This window comes from Bacillus sp. AM1(2019) (assembly GCF_009906915.1).
Classification (GTDB): domain Bacteria; phylum Bacillota; class Bacilli; order Bacillales; family Bacillaceae; genus Bacillus; species Bacillus velezensis.
Genome location: NZ_CP047644.1, coordinates 1,340,424 through 1,365,571, shown reverse-complemented (window position 1 = coordinate 1,365,571; position 25,148 = coordinate 1,340,424). Strand labels below are relative to the sequence as shown.

The 25,148-nt window shown below is 46.9% G+C and carries 24 protein-coding genes and 3 riboswitches; of the genes, 10 read left to right on the top strand and 14 right to left on the bottom strand.

The features are described 5' to 3' along the window. Window positions 1–93: 93 nt before the first annotated feature. Together GNE05_RS07140 and GNE05_RS07135 are read right to left on the bottom strand one after the other, a co-directional pair. Window positions 94–876: a TerC family protein gene (locus tag GNE05_RS07140; protein ID WP_160182614.1), complete on the bottom strand. Its 783-nt coding sequence runs from the start codon at window positions 874–876 to the stop codon at window positions 94–96. Between the two features lie 245 nt (window positions 877–1,121). Further along, entirely contained in the window at window positions 1,122–1,757 is a 636-nt protein-coding gene (locus GNE05_RS07135) for a DedA family protein (RefSeq protein ID WP_369878818.1), read from the bottom strand. Between the two features lie 546 nt (window positions 1,758–2,303). Between GNE05_RS07135 and ku the strand changes: the two genes are divergently transcribed. Then, the gene (gene ku / locus GNE05_RS07130; RefSeq protein ID WP_160182613.1) at window positions 2,304–3,185 is read left to right on the top strand and encodes a non-homologous end joining protein Ku; all 882 of its coding nucleotides are present in this window, start codon (window positions 2,304–2,306) and stop codon (window positions 3,183–3,185) included. Between the two features lie 2 nt (window positions 3,186–3,187). Then, window positions 3,188–5,023, top strand: coding sequence for a DNA ligase D (locus tag GNE05_RS07125; RefSeq protein WP_021493793.1), 1,836 nt, complete (start codon window positions 3,188–3,190; stop codon window positions 5,021–5,023). A 9-nt stretch (window positions 5,024–5,032) separates the two neighbouring features. On the opposite strand, the gene GNE05_RS07120 is transcribed toward GNE05_RS07125, so the two are convergent. From GNE05_RS07120 to GNE05_RS07105, 4 genes are all read right to left on the bottom strand, one after another. Continuing rightward, entirely contained in the window at window positions 5,033–5,587 is a 555-nt protein-coding gene (locus GNE05_RS07120) for a YkoP family protein (protein WP_007407215.1), read from the bottom strand. 178 nt (window positions 5,588–5,765) lie between these two features. After that, on the bottom strand, window positions 5,766–6,230 hold the full coding sequence (locus GNE05_RS07115; protein WP_007610911.1) for a MarR family winged helix-turn-helix transcriptional regulator: 465 nt from the start codon (window positions 6,228–6,230) through the stop codon (window positions 5,766–5,768). Between the two features lie 142 nt (window positions 6,231–6,372). Next, window positions 6,373–6,555: a Fur-regulated basic protein FbpA gene (locus tag GNE05_RS07110; protein WP_015388327.1), complete on the bottom strand. Its 183-nt coding sequence runs from the start codon at window positions 6,553–6,555 to the stop codon at window positions 6,373–6,375. 89 nt (window positions 6,556–6,644) lie between these two features. Then, window positions 6,645–6,800 (bottom strand): hypothetical protein, encoded by a 156-nt coding sequence (locus tag GNE05_RS07105; protein ID WP_003154733.1) that lies wholly within the window; start codon window positions 6,798–6,800, stop codon window positions 6,645–6,647. A 193-nt stretch (window positions 6,801–6,993) separates the two neighbouring features. Here GNE05_RS07105 and GNE05_RS07100 point away from each other — a divergent pair, with 193 nt between their 5' ends. Then, entirely contained in the window at window positions 6,994–7,326 is a 333-nt protein-coding gene (locus tag GNE05_RS07100) for a MerR family transcriptional regulator (RefSeq protein ID WP_014417562.1), read from the top strand. Between the two features lie 35 nt (window positions 7,327–7,361). Here GNE05_RS07100 and mgtE read toward each other — a convergent pair whose 3' ends face one another. The 3 genes from mgtE to GNE05_RS07080 form a co-directional block, all read right to left on the bottom strand. Then, window positions 7,362–8,717, bottom strand: coding sequence for a magnesium transporter (gene mgtE, locus GNE05_RS07095; protein ID WP_007407216.1), 1,356 nt, complete (start codon window positions 8,715–8,717; stop codon window positions 7,362–7,364). Window positions 8,718–8,951: 234 nt separating this feature from the next. Beyond that, a riboswitch (M-box (ykoK) riboswitch) is annotated at window positions 8,952–9,117 on the bottom strand. Between the two features lie 106 nt (window positions 9,118–9,223). Beyond that, window positions 9,224–9,361, bottom strand: coding sequence for a transcriptional regulator SplA domain-containing protein (locus tag GNE05_RS07085; RefSeq protein ID WP_003154740.1), 138 nt, complete (start codon window positions 9,359–9,361; stop codon window positions 9,224–9,226). Window positions 9,362–9,449: 88 nt separating this feature from the next. Next, window positions 9,450–10,712 (bottom strand): glycoside hydrolase family 18 protein, encoded by a 1,263-nt coding sequence (locus GNE05_RS07080; RefSeq protein WP_007407217.1) that lies wholly within the window; start codon window positions 10,710–10,712, stop codon window positions 9,450–9,452. A 148-nt stretch (window positions 10,713–10,860) separates the two neighbouring features. Beyond that, a riboswitch (TPP riboswitch) is annotated at window positions 10,861–10,974 on the top strand. A 179-nt stretch (window positions 10,975–11,153) separates the two neighbouring features. Here GNE05_RS07080 and GNE05_RS07075 point away from each other — a divergent pair. From GNE05_RS07075 to GNE05_RS07065, 3 genes are read left to right on the top strand one after another with little or no spacing between them, the layout of a single operon-like run. Then, window positions 11,154–11,753, top strand: coding sequence for an ECF transporter S component (locus GNE05_RS07075; protein WP_014417560.1), 600 nt, complete (start codon window positions 11,154–11,156; stop codon window positions 11,751–11,753). Next, the gene (locus GNE05_RS07070; protein WP_160182612.1) at window positions 11,740–13,377 is read left to right on the top strand and encodes an ABC transporter ATP-binding protein; all 1,638 of its coding nucleotides are present in this window, start codon (window positions 11,740–11,742) and stop codon (window positions 13,375–13,377) included. The genes GNE05_RS07075 and GNE05_RS07070 overlap by 14 nt, the downstream gene beginning before the upstream one ends. Further along, a complete protein-coding gene (locus GNE05_RS07065; RefSeq protein ID WP_022553447.1) occupies window positions 13,352–14,113 on the top strand; it encodes an energy-coupling factor transporter transmembrane component T family protein in 762 nt (253 codons plus the stop codon). The genes GNE05_RS07070 and GNE05_RS07065 overlap by 26 nt, the downstream gene beginning before the upstream one ends. Before the next feature lie 45 nt (window positions 14,114–14,158). On the opposite strand, the gene GNE05_RS07060 is transcribed toward GNE05_RS07065, so the two are convergent. After that, on the bottom strand, window positions 14,159–14,992 hold the full coding sequence (locus GNE05_RS07060; RefSeq protein ID WP_043021246.1) for an STAS domain-containing protein: 834 nt from the start codon (window positions 14,990–14,992) through the stop codon (window positions 14,159–14,161). Window positions 14,993–15,211: 219 nt separating this feature from the next. Here GNE05_RS07060 and GNE05_RS07055 point away from each other — a divergent pair, with 219 nt between their 5' ends. Together GNE05_RS07055 and metE are read left to right on the top strand one after the other, a co-directional pair. Further along, window positions 15,212–16,171: a S8 family peptidase gene (locus GNE05_RS07055; protein ID WP_007407222.1), complete on the top strand. Its 960-nt coding sequence runs from the start codon at window positions 15,212–15,214 to the stop codon at window positions 16,169–16,171. A 139-nt stretch (window positions 16,172–16,310) separates the two neighbouring features. Then, window positions 16,311–16,465, top strand: a riboswitch (SAM riboswitch). 83 nt (window positions 16,466–16,548) lie between these two features. Then, the gene (gene metE / locus GNE05_RS07050; protein ID WP_099566682.1) at window positions 16,549–18,837 is read left to right on the top strand and encodes a 5-methyltetrahydropteroyltriglutamate--homocysteine S-methyltransferase; all 2,289 of its coding nucleotides are present in this window, start codon (window positions 16,549–16,551) and stop codon (window positions 18,835–18,837) included. A 49-nt stretch (window positions 18,838–18,886) separates the two neighbouring features. On the opposite strand, the gene yeiL is transcribed toward metE, so the two are convergent. Next, a complete protein-coding gene (gene yeiL, locus GNE05_RS07045; RefSeq protein ID WP_160182611.1) occupies window positions 18,887–19,558 on the bottom strand; it encodes a transcriptional regulator YeiL in 672 nt (223 codons plus the stop codon). An 81-nt stretch (window positions 19,559–19,639) separates the two neighbouring features. Here yeiL and GNE05_RS07040 point away from each other — a divergent pair, with 81 nt between their 5' ends. Both GNE05_RS07040 and GNE05_RS07035 read left to right on the top strand, forming a co-directional pair. Then, window positions 19,640–20,824, top strand: a complete 1,185-nt coding sequence (locus tag GNE05_RS07040) for an MFS transporter (RefSeq protein ID WP_014417553.1) — start codon at window positions 19,640–19,642, stop codon at window positions 20,822–20,824. Window positions 20,825–21,063: 239 nt separating this feature from the next. Then, on the top strand, window positions 21,064–22,929 hold the full coding sequence (locus GNE05_RS07035; protein WP_160182610.1) for a BclA C-terminal domain-containing protein: 1,866 nt from the start codon (window positions 21,064–21,066) through the stop codon (window positions 22,927–22,929). 20 nt (window positions 22,930–22,949) lie between these two features. Here GNE05_RS07035 and GNE05_RS07030 read toward each other — a convergent pair whose 3' ends face one another. Genes GNE05_RS07030 through GNE05_RS21225 form a run of 3 tightly spaced genes read right to left on the bottom strand, consistent with a single transcriptional unit; the run spans window position 22,950 to window position 25,138 of the window. Further along, complete coding sequence (locus GNE05_RS07030) at window positions 22,950–24,077, bottom strand: glycosyltransferase (RefSeq protein WP_095271671.1); 1,128 nt, start codon at window positions 24,075–24,077, stop codon at window positions 22,950–22,952. A gap of 4 nt (window positions 24,078–24,081) precedes the next feature. Continuing rightward, window positions 24,082–24,546 (bottom strand): hypothetical protein, encoded by a 465-nt coding sequence (locus GNE05_RS07025; protein ID WP_014417550.1) that lies wholly within the window; start codon window positions 24,544–24,546, stop codon window positions 24,082–24,084. 22 nt (window positions 24,547–24,568) lie between these two features. Next, window positions 24,569–25,138, bottom strand: a complete 570-nt coding sequence (locus GNE05_RS21225; RefSeq protein ID WP_014417549.1) for an alpha-helical endospore appendage domain-containing protein — start codon at window positions 25,136–25,138, stop codon at window positions 24,569–24,571. Window positions 25,139–25,148 lie beyond the last annotated feature (10 nt).

Sequence of the window (25,148 nt, the reverse complement as noted above, 5' to 3'; positions counted from 1 at the left end):
TTATAAAATTGTTATCATATGTCTTAAATGTAAGCGTTTCAAACAAAAAAGGGAACCTGCTTTTTAAAAAGCCAGACTCCCTTTTTGATCATTTTACGCGTGTTCTCTTTTTTCCGATTCCGCGCCAGACTCTATTTGTTTTGCTCCTGACATAAACCATCCGCAAACCGCGATGGCAGCCAGAACCGCCCAGAAAATGATTTTCCAGGCCGCCGAATGGATGACATCTGCCGGAATTATACCGAGTTCCTCATGGGCCAATGTATAAAGAGCGAGCTTTACTCCTACCCATCCGACAATCACAAATGCCGCCGTTTCAAGGCCCGGCCTGGTTTTCAGTAAGGATACGAACATTGATGCCGCAAAACGCATAATGATTAAACCGATTACGCCGCCGGCTAAAATAACGAGAAACTGACCGCCGTGCAAGCCGCCGATGGCAGGAAGCTCTGTTCCCGGGAGCGTTACGGCAAGCGCGACCGCAGCTAAAATGGAGTCAACGGCAAAAGCGATGTCCGCGAGCTCCACTTTCAAGACAGTCTGCCAAAACCCGCTTTCTTTCTGCGTTTTCTGACCGGCGTTATCTTTAAATACATACCGCTTCAGCAAATGGCTGACCGCAATGTAAAACAGATATAAAGCGCCGACGGCCTGGACCTGCCAAACATTCACCAGAAAAGAAATGGCGAACAGCGACCCGAAACGCAAAATAAATGCGCCCGCCAATCCGTAAAATAAAGCCTTCTTCCTTTGTTTTTCAGGAAGATGCTTCACCATCACAGCCATCACCAGCGCGTTATCCGCCGCCAAAATCCCTTCCAGCCCGATTAAAACGAGAAGAACCCATCCATACTCCAATAATAATGCAAAGTCCAATCCATTCCCTCCGTTTCTTTTTTCTATCATCCGAGCTTATACCGGCGGTTTTTTACGCAAAAAAGACCTTTGCCGATATAAGGCAAAGGTCTTGCTAGACATGAATGATTGGCATGCCAACAAAGCCGATGGATATGATCCATGAATTGACGACTTTGTTTCCGGAATATCCGGACGCTACTCCCCTTTGGGATTTCAAGAAATATTTGTTTATACGCTCATGATAAAGCCTGTTTCATCATTTGTCAACGCTTAACTTTTTTAACAAATTGAGAAATTTTTTCTGTTTTGGCCCGCTGTTTTCTTCTCTTTAAAAACATCCAAAGAATGAGAAGCAACACAATGAATATACCGAGCGGCAGCATATATTGATCGAGAATGGAACCGACGCTTTTCCAATTTTCCCCGAGTTTCATTCCGAGGTATACGTAAGCAAATGTAATCGGCAGCATCGCTGCATATGTATATAGAGAGAACACCCAGACATTCATCTTCGCAATGCCGCACGGCAAAGAAATCAGCGTCCTGACCCCCGGTATAAAACGGCCGCTGAACGCGACCAAACCTCCGTGCTTCTGAAAGAAATCATCTGATTTCTGCAGGGATTCGGGTTTTATCCATATATACTTTCCATATTTCAGCAAAAACGGCCGACCGCCCAGCCTGCCGATTCCATATAAGACAAGCGGACCTGAAACACCGCCGAGCGAACCGGCAAACACGGTCCCGGCAAGCGTCATATCCCCTTTTGAGACCCAATAGCCCGCAAGCGGAAGAACAATTTCCGCCGGGATGAATTCTATACTGAGCGCCAAAAAAATCCCGGCGTAAGATAAGCTTTTAAACGCCTCTATTATTGATATGATGAAATCTTCGATGATCTATCACTCCCGGCTTACGTCTATATTCCGAAACTTAAGAATGATTTTAACACAAAACCTTGAGGCTGAAATATCTTTTAGACATGCCCGTTATAAATGTGAGTCGTTTCAGATCGGTATAGCGGGAGGGAATGACATGAGCAATACAACGTCCCGCCTGTCTCCTGATTGCTTGTCTAGCGGCGTTTACATCACTGAAGATCTCCGGAAAAGTTACCCTTCGCGGTAAGCGGCGGCTGACCGCGGATTCAGTTCATATGGGAGCGGGAAATTCTCTCAGTCACTACATGGGAATGCGTGGGCATTTCCCGGGGAATGATTTTGTATAATCTTTTTGATTACCACTGATGATTTTCAGGGACTTCAGCGCTTTAAAGAACTTACCGATTCACTGATTGTAAATAGAGAATTCATTTGCTTTTCAGCCGACCATTGCCGCCTGAGGAAATGGAACAGCCGCTCCATGAAGCGCCGCAACACCCATAAGTTGCTACACATGGAACGGACCCGTTTATCCACAATAAAGACAAAAAGGAGTTTTTATTCATGCACACGATGTGGAAGGGTTCGATCAGTTTCGGTCTCGTCAATATCCCGGTCAAGCTCTTTGCGGCCACTGAAGATAAAGATATAAAATTCCGCAGTCTTCATAAAGAAGACCATGCGCCGATTAAATACGAAAAAATCTGCACCGGATGTGAAAAAAGTCTGGAACCTGATGAAATTGTGAAAGGCTATGAGTATGTAAAAGGGAAATACGTCATTATGACAGACGAAGACTTGAAAGACGTAAAACAGGAACATGAAGAAAAAGCGGTTGAGATTGTTGACTTTGTCCAGCTGCAGGAAATTGATCCGATTTATTTTAACCGGTCGTATTATGTGGGGCCGGGAGATAACGGCACAAAAGCCTATACACTTCTGCGGGAAGCGCTGAGGACGACGGGTAAAATCGGGATTGCCTCCATTACGATCCGCTCTAAACAGCAGCTTGCGATTCTTCGCGTGTATGACAACTGCATCGTGATGGAATCCATTCATTATCCGGATGAAGTCAGAAATGCCGGACATGTGCCGGGCGTTCCCGAGCAGACAGCCGTTAATGAAAAAGAGCTGCAGACGGCGATTACGTTAATTAATGAACTGACAACCGAGTTTGACCCGGAACAATACGAAGACACATACCGGAAAGCCCTTCTCGCTAAAATTAACGATAAGCTCGAACATGAAGAAGCGGGCGTGACACCGGCTGCTGCCGGTCCGCGCGAAGATGTCATCGATCTTGTCAGCGCGCTTCAGGCAAGCATTGACCGGACGAAGCGGCCGGATCGCGAACAGGCTGCACCGGCGCGGACAAAAGACGCCGCGTCAGCAGACGGCGGAGGCAAAAAGCAAAAGACGACCAGACAAAAAGCCGGAACGTCTTAATCATGGTGCTGACGATGCAGCCGATTTTGACCTCTGTACCGCCTGAAGGCAGTGAGTGGCGCTATGAGGTAAAGTATGACGGATTCCGCTGTCTTCTCCGCATAGACGAAAGCGGCGTTACATTAACCAGCAGAAACGGACAGACGCTGACGAATCAATTTCCGGAAATCACGGCTTTTGCGGCCCGGTGTTTTCAGCACATGAAAGACAGGTTCCCCATTACGCTTGACGGAGAGCTTGTCTATTTAATCAATCCGTACAGAGCGGACTTTGAGCATCTTCAAATCCGCGGACGTTTAAAACGGACGGAAGCAATTGAAAGCACCGCTGATAGACGGCCGTGCCGCTTTCTGGCATTTGATCTCCTCGTTCTGGAAGGCGCCGGCACCGTCTCATTACCGTATGTGAAACGGAAGCGCGCCCTTTCCAAACTGTTTAAAGAAGCAAATCTTCCCGCCTGCCCTCATCACTTAGCGGAAGAAGCGATTCAATACATTCCGGAACACACTGACTTTGATGCGCTTTGGGACAAGGTCGTCCGCCATGACGGAGAAGGTGTCGTAGCAAAAAGAGCATCAAGCGGCTGGGCGGAAAATAAACGCTCTCCCGACTGGCAAAAGTATAAACATATGAAAACGGCACATGTGCTATTAACCGGGTTTAATCCGAAGAACGGGTATGTAACAGCCTCTGTTTTAAAAGACGGCACCGCCATCCCGATCGCTTCCGTTTCCCACGGCATGCAGGCGGAAGAAAAAAACGCCGTCAGAACCATTATGGAGACCCACGGAAAAAAACTGCCAAGCGGCGAGTATACACTTGAGCCTTCTATCTGCATGACCGTGCAGTATTTAACCATATTGCAGGACACGCTGCGTGAAGTATCTTTTGTGTCTTTTCAGTTTGAAATGGATTGGACAGAATGCACGTATCAGCAGCTTATCCTCCGCTCTAAAACGCTGCCGCCGAAGCTGCAGTTCACAAGCCTGGATAAGATCGTTTTTAAAAAACGTGAAAAAACGAAAGCAGATTTCCTTAGTTATATGGTGAAAATGAGCGATTTTCTTATGCCCTTTCTTAAAGATCGGGCCGTCACGGTGATCCGTTATCCGCACGGCGCGCCTGGCGAATCTTTTTTTCAAAAAAACAAACCGGACTACACGCCGGACTTTGTCTCAAGCGTGTTTGACGGGAGCCACGAGCACATCGTATGCAGCAGCATACCGTCACTTCTATGGCTGGCTAATCAGCTGGCGCTTGAATTTCACGTTCCGTTTCAGAAAGTTCATTCTGAAAGGCCCGCAGAAATCGTCATTGACCTTGATCCTCCGTCAAGGAATGATTTTCCCATGGCAGTGGAGGCTGCGCATGTGCTGAAACAGCTGTTTGACTCATTCAGCATTACGTCATTCCCGAAGCTCTCCGGAAATAAAGGCATTCAGCTCTACATCCCGCTTTCACCGGAAGCATTCACCTATGAAGAAACCCGTGCGTTCACAATGCTCATCGCCGATTATTGCGTCAGGACGCGCCCGGATCTTTTTACGACAGAGCGGTTTATCAAAAACCGAAACGGCAGGCTCTACCTAGATTATTTGCAGCATGCCGAAGGGAAAACCATTATCGCCCCCTATTCGACCCGGGGCAACGAATTGGGAACGGTTGCGGCTCCCCTTTATTGGAGCGAAGTCAACTCCTCTTTAACACCTGATGATTATACGATCGATACAGTAGTGAACCGCGTCAGGACAGAGGGAGATCCGTTTTATGATTTTTACCGGAATCCGCAGGACGGCCCGCTTTCAATCGTGCTTGAGCAAATCAAGAGAAAGAGCTGACGCTTTTTGTCAGCTCTTTTCAGTCTGATACGTGCACATCAATTTTTCTTTGGAAATAAATAAATAGCAGGAGTAAGGAATGTTTTTGAGGGTGAGCTGTTTTGCAGTAAAGTATAAAATCGGAATATGGGCCGCTTTCTTAAACAGCCTGTAGCAGCCGCTGGACGGTTTTATCACATCAAAACCGAGTCTCGCCGCTCCTTTATGAAGCATTGTAATGCCGACGACTCCCTTAATCTCGTCTTTCCGTTTATGCTGGTTAATATAATCCGCTAAATGAGGCATGGATTGATATACCTTCTGATATAGCATAATCCCCCTTCTGACCGCGCTTTCAATAGGCTGCAGCTCTTTCAGGAGTTTGACATTATGAAGATGAATCTTAACTAACACGTCGTTTTTTTTAATTCTGGTTCCGTCGCTCAGGATGACTTCTTTTCCTTTATATCTTGTCAAACGGACGCGGAATACATTCGATTGCCGTTTATCAATCAGCGTCAGCCGGGTAAAGAAGAAATAAAGCGGATCAAGTAAGTACCATATAGACAGCAGACAGCTTCTCACATGTTCACCTTCTTTATATTCAAAGCACCCTCATATTTTGGCATGGGGCATGTCACATTATGATTGGTAAATAATGATGCCGACCTGTATCAGCTTATGCAAAAACCGCTTCAGGCTCTACTGTCCGGAACAGAAAAAAACACTCTTCCTGAAGAAGAGTGTTTGTATCCGCTTTCTTTTAACGGAAAAGCAAATGCTGGCTGTGAATTCCCGCTTTTTTCAGTAAGGCTATCAGCTGTTCCTGTTCCTCAGGCATAAGTCCTGAAAACGCTCTCGCAATTCTCAATGAATGAATCGGATAAATTTTATCCAAATACTCGTTTCCTTTATCAGTTAAATGGGCGTAAACAGACCGTTTGTCCTTCGGGTCTTGTTCTCTGACCAAAAACCCGTTTCTTTCAAGCTTGTCGATGACATAGGTGACATTCCCGCTGACAAGCAAAAGACGCGACCCGATTTGCTGAAGCTTTTGCGGTCCTCTCGTATAGAGCAGCTCCAAAACGGCAAATTCAGTCGGATTAAAACCGTGTTCTTTACTGTCGCGGATGCTGTGTTCAGACACACTCTTGAAAGCCCTTGCAAAAACTTTGTACAAATTCATCGAACGCATCACTTCTTCTTCGTTAAATGATAATCTCATCATATCTACCCCGTATTTAAGATTTTTATAAAAAAATAATGTAAACCCTTACAATTCATAAGAGTCGTTCTTTGTTTTATATTCTATTCGTGCCGTTTTTCAGAATTCCTTCTTTTTTATATAAAAAAATACCCTTATACATCATTTAATTTGTATAAGGGTTCCGTTCTTTATAGGGAATGTTCCGAAAAAAATACGCGTATTCCTTTCTCAGCTCCGTAATTGTCATGGAATTGAGTATTTCTTTCGTATAGACTCCGATCTGAAGAAGCTTTTTGGAATAATGGTTTCTCTCTTTGTCCAATGCATTTTGAAGCAAATGACTCATGGCGGCCTCCTTTGTTTTCCGTTATTCTATGATCAGAATAACGCTTTTATATCAAAGACGTATAAAGCCATTGTAAAACTTCTGTAGGATTATGATGTTTTTCGGTAAAGTCCGTTCTGGACGGCTCTGAGCAGCGGAAAAGCATGTTCCCCGGCAAGCTGCATGAACGCCTCCAGCATTTCATCGCGTTTCATATCTAATTCAATGATTTCTTTTGCCAGCGAAACCGCTTTTTCTTTCTCCATTCCTATCCTTCCTCCTCATTGTGTCTGTACAGTAAGCATAAAACGGGGCAAAGGACCATGCATTAACCTTGTCAATTTTTCTGCCGCTTTTTTTCTAAAATTTTCTATTCCGCGTCAGAAAACCTGACAAGCGTCAGGTTTTTTCTCTTTTTTTCTTATATAATATGAGTAAAAGACATCCAGGGGTGGAAAAATGACGGCAGACGAACAATCTTACAAAGATAAAAAAGTAATCTCGATCGGCATTGTAAGCGAATTAACCGGATTGTCAGTCAGACAGATCAGATACTATGAAGAACGGAAATTAATCTACCCGCAGCGATCATCACGGGGAACGAGAAAGTATTCCTTCGCGGACGTTGAGCGGCTGATGGATATTGCCAACAAGCGGGAAGACGGCGTGCAGACGGCTGAGATTTTAAAAGACATGCGAAAAAAAGAACAGGCTCTCAAAAACGACCCGCAGCTCCGCAAAAAAATGCTGGAAGGACAGCTTAATGCTCATTTTAAGTATAAAAACCGCTGATCAAAAAAGTCCGCCTCCTGTGAGACGGACTTTTTTTATAAAGCATGAAGAAATGCAGTTGCAATGCCGAAATAAATTAATAAGGACAAAATATCGTTCAGCGTCGTAATCAGCGGTCCTGATGCAATCGCCGGGTCAATGTTCAGTTTATGAAGAATAATAGGGACGATCGTTCCGGCCATCGTACCGATAATCAACGTTGCAAGCAGCGATGAACCGACGACAAAACCGAGCGTTAAGTCTTTCTGCCAGACGGTTGCGACAATCGTAATCGCGATCGCACAGACGATGCCGATATAGATTCCGGTTCTTAATTCACGGAAAATCAGTTTAAAGATGGTTTTTTTATTCATTTCTTCTTTAGCCAGTCCTCTGATGACGACGGCGAGTGACTGTGTGCCTGTATTACCCGTCGTTCCCGCAATCATCGGCATGAAAAATGCGAGGGCGACTACTTTTTGCAATGTATCTTCAAAATAATTCAGAATGCTTCCGGAAATCAATCCGATAAACAAAAGCAGAATGAGCCACGGCAAACGGCGGTACGCCGCAACGTACGCTTTCGTATCAAATGTAATCGCCTTACCGGAGGCTGCGAATTTTTCGTAATCTTCATCGGCTTCTTTAATCACGACGTCAATAATATCATCGACAGTGACAATACCGACAAGCACATGATTTTCTTCCACGATCGGAATGGCTAAAAAGTCATACCGCTGGATCAGCCGGGCGACTTCTTCCTGGTCTTGGAGCACCCCGGCCGAGATGACACGTGTAAACATGAGATCCTGCACTTTATCGTCAGGCTCGCCGAGAATTAAATCTCTGTAAGAGAGCACTCCGACAAGCTGCTTGCTGTCATTAATCACGTACAAATAATTTATTGATTCTGCGATTTCTGCAAAGCTTTTCAGCTTCACAACCGCATCTTTTACTGTATAATGCTGCGGAATCCAGACGAAGCGGTTCGTCATCATCCGGCCCGCCGATTCTTGCGGATAGTTCATCAAAAGCTGTACGGCCTTTGATTCCTCAGCCTCCATGCTGGATAATAGCTGTTCTTTCAGTTCTTCATCCATCTCTTCCAGCAATGCGGCGAGATCGTCGTTATCCATTTTATTCATTGCGAGAGTGGCTTTCGTTTTACCGACTTTATGCAAAACGGCAAGCTGAAATTCCCGCTCCAGCTCTCCGATCATGTCGGTGATGTCATCAACCGTCATATATGACAGATAGCGGGCCCGGTGCTTTTCCGGCATTTCTTTAAACAAAAATGCCATGTCATAGGGCTGAAGCTCATCTATCATGTTTCGGAATTCTTTTATTTTTCCGTCCCGCAATAAAATAATTATGCGTAATATGAGTTCGTCATAGGTCATGTTTTGGACCATCGGGACTCGTACCTCCTTTACGGAGACGCGCCGTCCGTCAAGGGAAGTGCGGCGGTTTGTCTCCTCATCATGTCGTCACTGGTTATCTGGCTGTATATGGGTACTTCTTCTGACATACTCGAATGGGGAGAATCCATACTCCGCACCTCCTTATCATGCTCAGTCGTGTACGTTTTGAGGCATAAAAAAAACCTTCTGATATGAAGGCGAAAACAAGCACGGCAAATAAACGTGCGGGGCCTCCAATCGTAGAGCTTTAGCACTGTATGGCATAGGACAGCCATCCAGCTGCGTTAAGAATCACCTTATGTCGATGATTCCTGTTGACCCATTGGCGTCTTTGGACATTTTTGGGCAGCAGCGTATCTCCATACAGGAGCCTCACCTAACGAAGTTCTTATTTGAATTGACACACTGAGATTACAGAAAAAAAAGGAATGTGTCAACCTTAAATTTGTGATTTCAGCACATGCCTATAAAATAAACGGAATAAAGGCATAAAGCCCTTATTCCGGCAAATCGCTTTCATCCTCTTCTGAAAGGAAATGATAGGATTCATGCAGCATGAGCGCGTACTCCCCTTCTTTTGTCGGATGCGGTACATACTCAGCCTCGTTGATATACTGCTCTTCCCTTTTCTTCATATGACAGACCTCCTGTTCATTTTTAGATTGTCCAAAAGAAGATCCGTTATCATAGGAAAAAAAATTACTTGCGGAGCGGGACATGCAGCTATATTTTTCGGATCGTGAAAAAGTTCCTAAGCAGCCACGGGCCCGGTTTGAAACCGAGCGTTAATTGCCACGCGCCGATCGCCTGCAGTCCGAACTCCCGAACGAGAACCATTTTTTCACTCATGCTTCGCACATCCTCAAACCACACTTCATGCGTTCTTCCATTTTCATCAGTATACCGGAAGTAAGGGGAACGCTCCTGCTGGGAATAACGAATCACTGATTGATGCTTCATGGCCGTTTCCATGGCGCGCTGGTTGGAGATGGCGGATCCGATCGTTCCGGGACGGTACGGAATCACCCAATCATACCCGTACAGCGGAACACCGAGAATCACTTTTCTTCTCGGCACCCTGCTGATGGCAAAATTGATCGTTTGCCTGACCTCTGTCAAAGGCGCCACGGGTCCCGGCTCACTGCCGGCGTGGTGCCAGTCGTACGCCATAATGAACATATAATCGACGACGGCTCCGATTCCGCCGTAATCATATCCCCTCAGCCACGGCACTGCATCACTTGTTTTCGCCGGAACCGATATCGTTAACGCGAGCTGATGCTCTGAAAGCCGGGTTTTTAACTGCCGGAGAAATCCTGTGAAGAGGTCCCTGTCAGCTTCTCTGACCCGTTCAAAATCGATATTTACACCGCCGTATCCCTTTCTTACGGTTAAGGAGACGATATTGTTGACGAGATTCGTTCGTGCCGTCGGATTTTGCAGCACTTGATGGGCTAATTCCGGACTGAATCCCCCTTCTGTCAGATTTGTAATAACGGCAAGCGGGCGCACTCTGTTCTGCCATGTGGTTTCTATTGCGGTTCTGTCGTTTAAATCGTTAATGATATCTCCGTTCGGGCCAAAATGATATTCAAACAAAGAAATCGCCGAAGAATACGGCGCAAAATCATTAATTAACTCTCTATCCGCTTCAGGCGTCCGAATGACATAAAATTGCAGGGTTCCCGCAAGATAGTTAGAGATATCAGGGATCTTCACTTTCATACCCGCCCGCAGCCGGTTCGGCGGAATATCCGGGTTTGCCTGCATCAGCTGCATCTGCGGCACATAAGCCTTACCTGCGATAACGGCATACGTATCATTCGGCTGAACCGTATATTCATTAAGAGGGATTAAAAGCGCCTGCCCCGGAACGATATTCGTTTCCTCAAGCCCGTTGACGCTTCTGATGCTGTCAACAGGGTATCCGTACTTTCTGCTGATGGAAAATAACGAGTCGCCAGACTGCACTGTATGAACAAACATAGATGTCCTCCGTTTCCTTTTGATCAAAAGGGCTCTTCTTATCTTTATGAATGATCATCCGGTCCGATTCCAAACTCTGTTTGGAGAAAGGCTGTTTACAAATCAGACATGATCAACTATGATGATGTCATCATAAAAAACTGTATAGGAAACGCACTAGGGGTGCTGTTATCGGCTGAGATAAAACATGCGGCAGGCGTGTTTTGATCCCTTATAACCCGATCTGGATAATACCAGCGTGGGGAAGTGCAGATTGACCGGAGCGCAGGGTTTTTCCCCATGCGTTTTCGTTCTGCTGCTGCATATTCCCTCGGATATGCAGTTTTTTATTTTTCATTAAAAAACGGGGGAGGACACCGCAATATGAAACTGAATATAAACCGCCTGTAAAATCATCTCTTTCATACATACGACTATCCGATAAGAAAGCAGGAGATCACAATGAAAAATTGGAAAATGAGAGAAATTGTCGTCATGTCCGTCATCAGTGTAGTATTTGCTGTCATTTATTTAGTATCAACTCATGCAAGCAATATAGCGGCAGGGTTTTTCGGCCGGATGAGCTACGAACCGATTTACGGTATCTGGTTTATCGTCTCGGTAATTGCCGCGTACATTATTCAAAAACCGGGAGCGGCTCTTGTTTCTGAAATCATCGCCGCGTTTGTGGAGTGCTTACTCGGAAATCCGTCAGGACCGATGGTGATTCTGATCGGGATCGCACAGGGAATCGGTGCGGAAGCGGTCTTTTTTGCGACACGCTGGCGGATTTATACCCTGCCCGTGCTTCTTTTATCCGGTATGGGGTCTTCTGTGACGAGCTTCATTTATGACTTGTTCGTTTCCGGATACTCTGTTTTGAATCCGGGTTTATTAGCCGTCATGCTTCTTGTCCGTCTGATCTCAGGTGCGCTTCTTGCCGGCCTTCTCGGCAAAGCAATCAGTGATGCGCTGGCTTACACAGGGGTGCTGAACGGCATGGCGCTCGGAAAACAATTCAAGAAGAAAAAGAAACAGGTGAACCAAGATGCAGGCATCTGAGCCCCTTCTATCGGCCGGCTGTCTTACCTTTTCTTATGATCAGGATGAAAAGCCGATTCTTCAAAACGTGTCCTTTCAGCTCCGCAAAGGAGAGCGGGCTTTATTGCTCGGGCCGAGCGGATGCGGCAAAAGCTCGCTCGCTCTTTGTTTAAACGGTCTGTACCCGGAAGCATGCGATGGGGTTCAATCGGGCACCGTTTCTTTATACGGAACACCTCTTTCACACCTGACAGAACCCGCCGCCAGATCCATCGGCGTCGTGTTTCAAGATCCGGACCAGCAGTTTTGCATGCTGACGGTTGAAGATGAAATCGCCTTCGGCTTGGAAAATTTGCAATATACAAAAGAAGATATGGACGCAATCATCAATGACGTTTTAGAAAAATTAGAGATCACTCATTTGAAAACGCGAACGATCGCTTCGCTGTCAGGCGGTTCAAAACAAAAAGTGGCGCTTGCCTGTATCATTGCGATGGAACCGGAACTCATTATTTTGGACGAACCGACGGCACAGCTTGATCCATATTCCGCACGTGAATTAGTGCGGCTGATCAAAGATCTTCAAGCAAAAAAAGGCTTCGGCCTTCTCGTTATCGAACATCAGCTTGATCATTGGGCGCCGTGGATGGACAGGACGATTGTCCTTGACGAAATGGGTCAGAAGGTGATGGACGGAGAGACGGACGTTATCTTTGAAACAAAGATTGAAGAGCTGATGCAGCTCGGCATTCCGATTCCGCGTGTGATCTCATTGCAGGAGCACGTCAGCATTCCTTTTACATTGTGTAAAGAAAAGCTGTTTCACGAACCTGTACCATCTCTGCCCGAACCCCGGCCCGCCGCGCTTTCGGCAGAAGACGCGCTGAGCGTTCACGAGCTGTCATTCTCAAGAGGAGCAGACGTCATTTTTCAGGATGTGAGCTTTTCCGTAAAAAAAGGTTCAATCACCGCGATTGCCGGCCCTAACGGAACAGGAAAATCCACGCTCCTTTCTGCCGCGGCCAAGCTCATCCGTCCGCTGAGCGGAGACATCAAAATAGACGGCAGACCGATTGATTCCTATTCTGAAAAAGAGCTGCGGCGGCTGATCGGATATGTTTTCCAAAATCCTGAACACCAATTTGTCACAGATTCCGTCATTCAAGAGCTGATGTTCGGTTTTGAAAGCAGCAGAGCCGCAAAGGAGAAAGCTCTTCAGCTGTTAACCCGATTCGGCCTGAGACGCCATGCCTCACAGCATCCGTTTTCTTTAAGCCAAGGACAAAAACGCCGGCTCAGCGTCGCGACAATGCTTATGCACAATGTGAACGTTTTGATGCTTGATGAACCGACTTTCGGACAGGATGCCAAAACGGCGCGGGAGTGTATGCAAATGCTCCGTGAGATTCAAAAGGAAGGAACGGCTGTTTTGATGGTGACACACGATATGGAACTCGTCTCAGATTATGCCGACACGATCCTTGTGCTCTGCGGCACGAAACTGGTATTCCGGGGAACTCCCGACGCTTTATTTTCTGATAACACCGGGATCGCCGAGCAGGCGCATTTGGCTTTGCCGCTGCGGTATGAATGGATGAAACACGACAGGAGGCGGAGAAATGAACTTGCGGCTGGAGGCTGTTAACCCGTCAATAAAGGCGGCGGCTGTATTGTTATGCGTCATTATGCTGTCGTTTATTTATAATCCGTACACCCCTGCTTTGTTTTATATCATCATTGCGGGAGGCGTCCTCTCGGCGGGGCGTGTGCCGCTGAAAAAATGGCTGCTGTTCACGATTCCGTTTGTCATTCTGGCCTTCGGTTCTTTATGGACAGCCGCCGTATTCGGAAACGTCCCGACAACCGGAAGCAACCTGCTGTTTAAGCTCGGGCCGATTGCCGTCAACAGTGATAACGCGGCGCTCGGGATTTCTATCGCGTTTCGTATTTTATGTTTTTCCGCTTTGTCGATGATGTTTCTTTTCACAACCGATCCGATTCTGTTCATGCTCAGTCTGATTCAGCAGTGTAAGCTGCCGCCCAAGCTTGCATACGGCGTTATCGCGGGGTTCCGGTTTCTCCCTCTTCTGAAAGATGAAATCCTGATCATCCGGCAGGCGCACAGAATCAGGGGCGCGGCATCTGATTCCGGGCTGAAAGGAAAGCTCTCCGCCTTCAGGCGCTTCACCATTCCGCTATTGGCAGGCGCAATCAGAAAGGCGGAACGCACGGCGATCGCGATGGAATCTAAAGGCTTTACGGGGAGCCGAAACCGCACGTTTTACAGAACTGTTACTGTGCGCCGCGCCGACTGGTGCTTTTTCCTGCTCGTGCTTCTGTTATTCGGCGCAAGCTGGCTCATTTCATTGTTGTTTGTATAAAAACAGGCCGCCGGAGTGATTCGGCAGCCTGTTTTGTTATGTATGTTATTGATGATAATTGAGAGCCTGAGCGAGATTGGACTTGATCGTAATATCTGAGAAATTAATGCCGAGCTGTACAGCGGTTTGAGCGATTTCCGGCCTGATTCCGGATAAAGTGGACGTGACGCCGATCAATTTCAGCGCTTCAACTAATTTAAAAATCTGATGCGCCACCATCGTATCGACAACCACTACACCCGACAGGTCAATTAACAGATGTTCAATCAGCCGTTTTGCACATGTGCTCAGCGTATTTTCAAGAATGAATTTGGCGCGCTCCGTGTCAATATCGCCGACAAGCGGCAGCAGCGCCGTCCGTTTGCTCAGTGTGATAACCGGCGAGCTTAACTCCAAAATCATTTCTCTTTGCGCATTCAGCTGCATTTTTGAGTTATGCTCGGCATGATCGACAAACGTGTAAATCGTAAAATCAAATACTTGTACAATTAAATTCTCCCATTTCTTCCTTTCTCCCTGTGCAAACGAAGATTCATGTTTATCGGCAAACGCATCATAATAACTGATGTATAGTCTCCGGTTTCTCATGAATTCACGGACCACATACTGTACGGGAGTATCCAGGTGCTTCTGGTCTTTCGCAAGCTCAATCACCCACCGCTCGAACTCTTCTAAAAATTCTTTTTTCGGCATGATATACATTTTATTAATATGCCGGTAAAATTCTTTATCCTGCTCCGTCAGTTCTTCTGTGATGACGGGATTTGTCAAAGAATAAATCGAATTCGGATCCGAATCTTCCATCGTTTCGATCCACTCTTTCGCAATTTGATCCACTTGTTCTGAAAAATAGTTGTATAATGCTTCACTTATCTTCATATCTCTTCTCCTTTCCCATTTCCAATTATACCGTCAGCGGATCATGAATGAAAATAAAAGCTGTTAAACTATCCATTTATTTGAAATTTTTTAGTGCGATAGATTACGCCTTTTTTATGAAAATGCTTCAAATGACTCTTTCCGGCCGGCATGCTCTGCCATAAAATAGTAGCAACACCCTTGTATCCACTCGCAAGCATAAAAAAGGAGGGCTTTTTTATGAATGGTGAAATGCATTTGATTCCTTATGTCACGGATGAACAGATCATGGAGGTGAACGAGCTTCCAGAGGGGATTAAAGTGATTAAGGCGCCAGAGTTGTGGGCAAAAGGGTTTAAAGGCAAGGATATTAAAATCGCGGTGCTTGACACAGGCTGCGACATCAATCATCCTGATTTGAAAGACCGGATTGTCGGCGGGAAAAACTTCACCGATGATGACGGAGGCAAAGAAGACGCGATTTCCGATTATAACGGACACGGGACACACGTTTCCGGAACGATTGCCGCCAATGATTCAAACGGCGGAATTTCGGGTGTTGCGCCGGAAGCAAGCCTTTTAATCGTTAAAGTTCTCGGCGGTCAAAATGGCAGCGGCAAATACGAATGGATCATTAACGGCATCAACTACGCCGTTGAACAAAAGGCCGATATCATTTCCATGTCACTCGGCGGGCCAAGCGATGTGCCTGAATTGAAAGAAGCCGTCACAAATGCGGTAAAAAGCGGTGTTCTGGTCGTTTGCGCGGCAGGAAACGAAGGCGACGGAGACGAGCGTACAGAGGAACTGTCGTATCCGGCCGCTTACAACGAAGTGATCGCAGTCGGATCAGTCTCAATCGCTCGCAAATCGTCTGAATTTTCAAACGCAAATAAAGAGATTGACCTGGTGGCTCCGGGAGAAAATATTCTCTCCACCCTTCCCAACCATAAATACGGGAAGCTGACGGGCACTTCAATGGCCGCCCCGCATGTGAGCGGAGCGCTTGCCTTAATAAAAGGGCTTGAACAGGACGCGTTTCAGCGGACGCTTTCTGAGGCTGAAGTCTACGCCCAGCTCGTGCGGCGGACCCTTCCTTTGGACATCGCCAAAACATTGGCCGGGAACGGATTCCTGTATTTAGACGCGCCTGAAGTGCTGATGGAAAGAGCCGAACAGGCACAGCTGCTGTCTTTCTGATATTTTTCTCGTATAATGATTGATCAGCTTGTCACATCACCAATTTTTAAAATGTGAGATTTTCTATTGACAGTGATCTGAATAAGCTGATAAGATAACCAACAAATGATGTAACTTTTCAAAAAAATTGAAATATTTTCTCTTATCGAGAGTTGGGCGAGGGATTGGCCTTTTGACCCCAACAGCAACCGACCGTAATTCCATTGTGAAATGGGGCGCGTAATTTTTGCGCCGAGACGACTGTCTCATAAGGCACGGTGCTAATTCCATCAGACGTGATCTGAGAGATAAGAGAGGCTTGCATTTTGAAGTTAAAGCCTCTTTCTCTCATGAGAAAGAGGCTTTTTTGTTACATCTCACTTAAAGGAGGAAACTTAATGACAACAATCAAAACTTCGAACCTCGGTTTTCCGAGAATCGGCTTGAACAGAGAATGGAAAAAAACGCTTGAGGCTTATTGGAAAGGTAACACTGACAAAGAAACGTTTCTTAAAGAGCTTGACGGTTTATTCTTATCAGCTGTCAAAACACAGCTTGACCAACATATCGATATCGTGCCGGTCTCTGATTTTACCCATTATGACCATGTGCTTGATACAGCCGTCAGCTTTAACTGGATTCCGGAAAGATTCCGCAGCATCACGGATCCCGTTGATACATACTTTGCGATTGCCCGCGGTGTAAAAGACGCCGTTTCCAGTGAAATGACGAAATGGTTTAATACCAACTACCATTACATCGTTCCTGAATATGACGAAAGCATTGAATTCCGTCTGACGAGAAACAAACAACTTGACGACTACCGCCGGATCAAAGAAGAATTCGGAGCGGAAACGAAACCTGTCATCGTCGGTCCGTATACATTTGTCACGCTTGCGAAAGGATACGAAGAATCAGAAGCGAAAGCGATTCAAAAACGCCTTGTTCCTCTTTATGTTCAGCTGCTGAAAGAACTTGAAGCTGAAGGCGTAAAATGGGTTCAGATCGATGAGCCGGCCCTTGTGACAGCTTCTTCTGAAGACGTCCGTGCCGCAAAAGAACTCTATGAATCTATTACAAAAGAGCTTTCAGGGCTGAATGTCCTCCTGCAGACATACTTCGATTCGGTTGATGCATATGAAGAACTCGTTTCTTATCCTGTACAGGGAATCGGGCTTGACTTCGTGCATGATAAAGGCAGAAACCTTGATCAGCTGAAAAAGCACGGCTTCCCGAAAGATAAAGTGCTGGCAGCCGGTGTGGTCGACGGCCGCAACATTTGGAAAATCGATGTTGAAGAACGCCTTGATGCAGCTCTGGATATCCTCAGCCACGCTGATGTTGAGGAGTTATGGATTCAGCCTTCAAGCAGCCTTCTGCACGTGCCGGTGGCGAAACACCCTGACGAGCATCTTGAAAAGGATTTGCTGAACGGCCTGTCATACGCTAAAGAAAAATTGGCGGAACTCGGCGTCTTAAAAGAAGGGCTTCTGTCCGGCAAAGCGGCCGTCAGTGAGCAGATCGAAGAATCAAAAGCGGCACTTAAGGCTTTAAAAGCATTCGCAACAGGAGCGAACTCAGCTCAAAAAGAAGAGCTGAATCAGCTGACGGAAAAAGATTTCTCCCGTCCGGCCAGCTTTGAAGAACGATTGGCGCTGCAGAATGAATCACTCGGTCTCCCCCTTCTGCCGACGACGACAATCGGAAGTTTCCCTCAATCTGCAGAGGTGCGGAGCGCACGGCAAAAATGGCGAAAAAAAGATTGGACGGATGAACAGTACCAAGCCTTTATTAATGCGGAAACGAAGCGCTGGGTTGACATTCAGGAAGAAATCGGCTTAGACGTGCTCGTTCACGGAGAATTCGAGCGGACGGACATGGTCGAATACTTCGGTGAAAAACTGGCCGGATTCGCCTTTACGAAATATGCATGGGTGCAGTCTTACGGTTCACGCTGCGTACGTCCGCCTGTCATTTTCGGAGATGTCGAATTTATCGAACCGATGACGGTAAAAGATACGGTCTACGCCCAATCGCTGACGGAAAAACACATGAAAGGCATGCTGACGGGACCTGTCACCATCTTAAACTGGTCATTCCCGCGTGTGGATATTTCAAGAAAAGAAATCGCCTTCCAGATCGGGCTTGCCCTCAGAAAAGAAGTAAAAGCGCTTGAAGATGCCGGTATTCAGATTATCCAAGTGGATGAACCCGCGCTCCGCGAAGGACTGCCGTTAAAAACGCAGGATTGGGATGAATATTTAACTTGGGCCGCAGAAGCATTCCGGTTAACGACGTCTTCTGTGCAAAATGAGACGCAGATTCATACGCATATGTGTTACAGCAACTTTGAAGATATCGTAGATACGATCAATGATCTTGACGCGGATGTCATTACAATCGAACACAGCAGAAGCCACGGAGGATTTTTAGAATATTTGAAAGAACATCCTTACGTGAAAGGCCTCGGACTCGGTGTATACGACATTCACAGCCCGCGTGTGCCGGCAACTGAAGAAATCTATCAAATTATTGATGACGCGCTTGAAGTGTGTCCGACTGACCGCTTCTGGGTAAACCCGGACTGCGGACTGAAAACAAGACAGCAGGAAGAAACCGTTGCGGCATTAAAAAATATGGTCGACGCCGCGAAACAGGCACGAAAAAAACAAGCTCAGCTTGTATAAAAAAAACAGCCATCCGCAAATTGCGGGTGGCTGTTTTTTCTGGGGCGTGCTACTTATTCTTCAGCGCTTCTGCAAGTTCACTTAGTGTATCATACTGCTTAATTTGATAGCCCCTCCCTTCTTTTTGCAAATACCCTTTTTGGCAGAATTGCGTCAGCACATGCAAGAGATGACGGTAAGATACACCCAAATAATCACAGACCGTTACGTGCTTCTCTTTATAAACCCCTTCATAAGCCGTCTGCAAAATAAAATCAGCCAGCCGGTTTTCAAATGGGAACGCCAGACTTTGTGAATATTTCGAAGCCATAAGCGTTGCCTTAGCACTTAAAAACTTAGCCAACTCACGCAGGAATTTCGCATCCTGCAGCAATTGCGCGCGGCAGCGGTAAATAGGCAGAGCAAAACAAACAGTCTTCGCTGAGGCTTGAATTCCTTTTGTGTAATACACTTCATGTAATAGTTCCATCTCTCCGATGTAATCATTTTTGTTGATAAAATTAATTAAAGAAACTTTCCCGTTTTGATGGGTTACATATATTTTCGCTTTTCCTTCAATCACGTAAAACAGGAAGTCAGGCCTCCTGCCCTCTTGAATCATCCATTCGTCCCGCTCATATTCGCGCACTTCCATAAACTCTTCAGCGGGGAAAGAGAATAAATGCGCGATTGAGTGTTTTTTTAACTGATGCCGCTTTTTCTCGCCTTTATAAATTTCCATCGTCCACCCCAAAAATATGAGATATCTCATATTGTCTTTATGTCTTTACATGATAACATGCCAATTAAAGGAGGAACGGGAATGAAAGCATATCGCTGGATGAGTCTGCATTTTTTTAGTTTTTTTATGACATGGGGTGTTTTTCTGCCCTATTGGACGGGATGGATGGTGCATATAAAAGGGGTTTCCGTATCCGAAGCCAGTTTCATTATGAGCCTGGGCTTGGCGGCAAGAGGGATTTCCACATTATTTTTCTTCCCTTATTTATCAGGAAAATTCAGCAGCAAAGCCTTATTAAACGGCGCCAGAATCGGGACGCTTCTCGCACTTTTATGTTATATTCCCGCTGATTCTTTTCAAAGCCTGCTTCTTGTCACATTAGTGCTGCATGTGTTCTACCCTGCTTTAATGCCTGCTTTAGACAGCGCTTGCGGCGTCCTTGTACAGCATAACGAATTAAAGGCTTATGGGACAAGCCGCCAGTGGGGGTCCGCGGGTTTTGTTTCAGCCGGCGTCATCCTGTCCGTCTTTACAGGTATATTCGGAGATCAAGCGATTTTATGGGCACTGCTTTTAGGCACCCTGATATTCGCATGTCTCAGCTTTATGCATGCGCCAGCTGTTCTTTCAAAACGGCCGGAAACAGACCGCGCAAGAAAAGAGGGTATGTTTGCCTTATTCCGCATCAAATATTTCGGTCTGGTGCTCGCAATCGTTATCTTACTGCAGGCGGCACATGCATCTTACTACAATTACGGTTATCTCTTTTTGCAGGAAATCGATGCGCCCGCATATGCCATCGGAATCATCATCAACATCGCCGTTATCGCGGAGATTATCTTCTTTGCAATCGCTGACCGATACTTTCATCAATTTACGGCAGGCTCTTTGCTCGCCTTGGCGGCGCTTGGTGCTACCGTACGCTGGATACTCGTATTTGCCTTTCCGCATGTCATCATTTTCTGTATTGCGCAGACGCTGCATGCCTGTTCATTCGCGATGGGACACTATGCATTTATGAAATACTTAATTAAGAATATTTCACCGGCGCAAATCCCGAAAGCCCAAGGCATATATTCAGCGCTTGCTCTCAGCTGGAGCACTGCGGTATTTACTATTTTCGGAGGTTTTTTATATGAAATTGAACCCCGGTATGCCTTTATCGGAATGATTGTTTGTACGATACCATCCATGCTTCTCGCCCTTTTATACAGAAAACTCGAAATGAAAAAGAGAGTTTTTGCAGGAAACGCTCAAGATATGTAGCCATCGCTTTATAGACGATCACATGTCCCGCTGTCATTTTGACCGATTTGCGAATGCTGTGCGATGTATTTTCTCTATATTTAAAGTATTTCCTTCATATATGATGAATTTAATGCGGGAATTCGTTCAGAAACTTGGACAGAGTCAGTGAATATACTGATACAGTACTGCTTACGCTTATTTCGGGGAACTTTGTTCGTAATAAAATGATTTTCAGCCAACTCATAAGGAGGGACATTGTGTCACAGCCTAATTTGCCTAATATCACCCCTGTCGTTACACTTTCCAGAGACGATACCATTAACCTTCTTCTTTCGTCAATTGCTATGGAAGAGCTGGGAATGGCACATATTCTGAATGCGGAAGGGGAAAAAATCCAATACGCGCTCGGAACGATTCCCGGATTAACAGGGCCCCCGTCAAGTCTTGCGGATATTCTGAACCTGAATGAGAGCGTCCGTGATACGCTTGACAGCTTAATGAAACAGGAGCTTCTTCTCGGTTCAAAATTGGACAGTATCTCAAATATCCCTACACTGGCGGGACCGACTGGTGCTACGGGGCCGACGGGACCAGCCGGAGGGCCCGCAGGACCTACGGGAGCAATCGGCCCGGCCGGAGCGACGGGGCCAACCGGACCGACCGGGCCGACGGGGGTCACCGGTGCGGGTCTTCAAGGGATTGTTGCTTTTAATCCGCTGATTGCTCCCACTTATACACCCGGACAGGTTGTATTGTATAACGGAAGCTCCTATGTCGTGAACACACCTTCGCCGGCAGGGATTCCGGATACGTCTGCCGATTATACGCTTTTAGCTGCCGCAGGATCAACCGGGCCGATTGGACCAACAGGCGCTACAGGAGCCGGATTGACAGGATTGACAGCTTTTGATCCCGCTGCTGCGCCTTTTTATACAGCGGGGCAGGTTGTATTGTATGAGGGTGCTTCTTATGTCGTAAATATCAATAACCCTTCAGGCATTCCCGGGACATCGCCGGATTATACACTGCTTGCCGCCGCGGGGCCGACCGGGCCGACAGGGGTCACGGGCGCCGGACTGCAGGGCATCGTACCGTTTGATCCCCTCGCCGCCGCTGCCTATACCGCCGGACAGCCAGTTACTTTCAACGGCAGCTCTTACGTCGCAAACGTAAACAGCCCGGCGGGAACCCCTGGAGCCTCAGCTGACTATACACTTTTAGCTGCGGCGGGAATCACTGGCGCTACTGGCGTTTCCGGGCCGACCGGATTTACCGGTGCTACTGGCGTTTCCGGGCCGACCGGGATCACCGGCGCTACTGGCGGTACCGGACCGACCGGAAGCACCGGCGCTACTGGCGGCACCGGACCGACCGGATTTACCGGTGCTACTGGCGTTTCCGGACCGACCGGATTTACCGGCGCTACTGGCGGCACCGGACCGACCGGAAGCACCGGCGCTACTGGCGAAACCGGACCGACCGGATTTACCGGCGCTACTGGCGGCACCGGACCGACCGGATTTACCGGCGCTACTGGCGGCACCGGACCGACTGGAAGCACCGGCGCTACTGGCGGCACCGGACCGACCGGAAGCACCGGCGCTACTGGCGGCACCGGACCGACCGGAAGCACCGGCGCTACTGGCGACACCGGACCGACCGGAAGCACCGGCGCTATTGGCGAAACCGGACCGACCGGAAGCACCGGAACAAGTCTGACAGCAACTTCCGGCTATGCAAGCAATACGGGCGGCGGTGTTGTCGCAGTTATTGTCGGCGGCACGACCATTTCTTTACCGAATGAACAAAACCTTTCGGCGGATATAACGGCTAATGCCGCTAATACCGTATTTACCGTTGCTCCGGCGGGACGTTACTATATCTCCTACCATATTAATTTAACGGCCGGCCTGCTTGTAAGTTCGCGTATTTTAATCAACGGCACTCCTCCTGCAAGTTCGATTATCGCCCCGGTCGCGTCTTTGGCAAACTTTAATAACTCCTTTATTGTGACATTGCCAGCAGGCAGCACCATCCAGCTTCAGCTGTTCGGATTATTGGGTGCGGCCACATTGCTTGGAGGAAGCGTCGGTGCAGCTTTAAACATTATTCGATTATCTTAATGGAACATGCAAAAAAAGGATCAGGCGTTTGTCCGCTGATCCTTTTTTAATTGAGACAGAAGCTCTTGCGCGGGTTTAAATTGAGGATTGAACTTCACGGATTTTTTGGCGTAAGCGATGGCCGTCATATCATGGTTTAATTCAGCATGGCATTTCGCCATATAATAAAAGGCTCTGAAATCGGCGGCACCTTTTAAAATTAAGTGATCAGCGTTTTCTCCTTCAACCTGCGTTCCGTTTTCAAATGCTTTGATTGCCGCTCTGTACTTTTCCAAATGATATAATACAAGGCCTTTATAATAATGAAGATTGCTGTAATCAGGATATAGCTTGAGCACTTTTTCAATCCCTTGTTCGGCTTCTTCATACCGTTTGAGCTCAAGCAATATTGTATATTTCAAATAATACAGGAGAGACGGAGGCATTCGTTTTTCGCTTAAAAATTGAAAAATTGAGCCGTTGACAAGATGTAATGCTTTTTCATAGTCTTTTATTCTGTAGCATTCACTTGCCAAATGATAGACAAGCCACGGATCAGGATTTTCCTCTGAAAGCTCTTCATTTAAAATGCTGATATTCCGTTTATGTTTTTGCTTGATCTTTTCTTCCTGCTCCAAGTAGCCGTAGTGATGAATCACACATGGGAGCGTGAAAAAAGTATTGTTTTCTTCCTCATTGGAAGCCGAGATATTCTCGTGAATTCTGCCTTGATACAGAAGGCCTTTATGATTGCGGAACAGTCTCGGCTGCATGCTTTCAAACGCTTCGTTTTCATCGAGCTGCTTCCCCGTATAATTGATGATTTTCAAAAGGCCCCGGCTCGGTAATCCGTCATGAAGCAGCGAAGTTAAAAAGCGGCCCGTCTCCTGATCGAGCTCTTCATCCGCGTCAAGCACTAAAATCCAATCTCCTTCGGCATGCTGCAGGGCGTAATTTCTGGCCTTTGCGAAATCATTCTCCCATTCGAAATCAAACACTCTTGCCTGAAAGCTTTTGCATATATCTTTTGTATTATCTTGTGATCCGGTGTCTGCGATGACGATCTCATCAACGATGTCTTGTACACTTGATAAACAACGGGAGATGTATCTCTCCTCATTTTTCACAATCATGCAAAGAGTCAGTTTACATTCAGCATTTCCGCTCATTTTCTCACCTTTCCCGATTTTGGAGTTGTTGATTGAACCAAGGCCGTTCAGGAGTGCCGTTCATCGTTATGATGACAGGCCGCACCCATCTGACGGCAGGTTCGGCAGTTGATTCTGCATCCCATTCCTGAAGCTGCCTGACAGCCCGCTTCGTAATGGGATGCGCCCGGAATTCGCGCGGGCTTTCAAAAATGAATTTTTTCGTTCGTTCCGTAACTGTCTTCATTTCATGAAAGTGCCGCTCATACATCTGCTTCTGCTCTTCTTCCAAGCTGACCATTAAAAACAGCCGGCCGCCTGTTTCCATCTGACAGCGGCACAATGCGGAGAACAGCCTGATTTCTTCTTTGTAATCTGAATCCCTTCTTTTATCCACGGTCACAGATAATATATTTAACAGCGCAATCGTGAGGCAATGCATGGCTTCAAAAGATGTCTGTTTCGCTTTTGAGATGCTTGGATACGGCATATGCTTCACCCGTCTCTTTTTTTTATGAACGCTCCCCGCCTTTCTTCTTCCAACCGCAGTCCTCACAATCCCCGCACTCACAGCAGCCAATGCGGCCGTAAAACAGGCCGTCACACGGATCTTCAGGATGCGGATTCGGAAAGCACGGGTCGCATGGATCTTCCGGATCACTGGGATCGTCCGGATTCCACGGGTCATCAGGATCGCCCGGATCACTCGGATTACTTGGGTCGTCCGGATTCCACGGGTCATCAGGATCGCCCGGATTACTCGGATTGCTTGGATCGTCCGGGTCCATACAGGCTTCAGAATCCTGTAAGAAGATAATGTCCTCAAGCTTCGTCTGCAAAAGGAGTTGTGATTTCATGACGGTGCGCAGGAGCCGTTCAGTGCTTCTATTGATTGATGACAATTCCTCCAAGGAGGGATCGCCGGAAGCGCCGAGAAACATTTGAATCCTTTCCGCTTCCGCCTGCAGAATATGGGATAGTCCGATTTCTTCCATAGCCACGGATGAAAGAAGGAGGTTCAGGGTCTCACATCTGGAGAGTGTAATGTCGGGGGTGATGTTCGGTATGTTTGGAAGAGACATCGATTTCTCC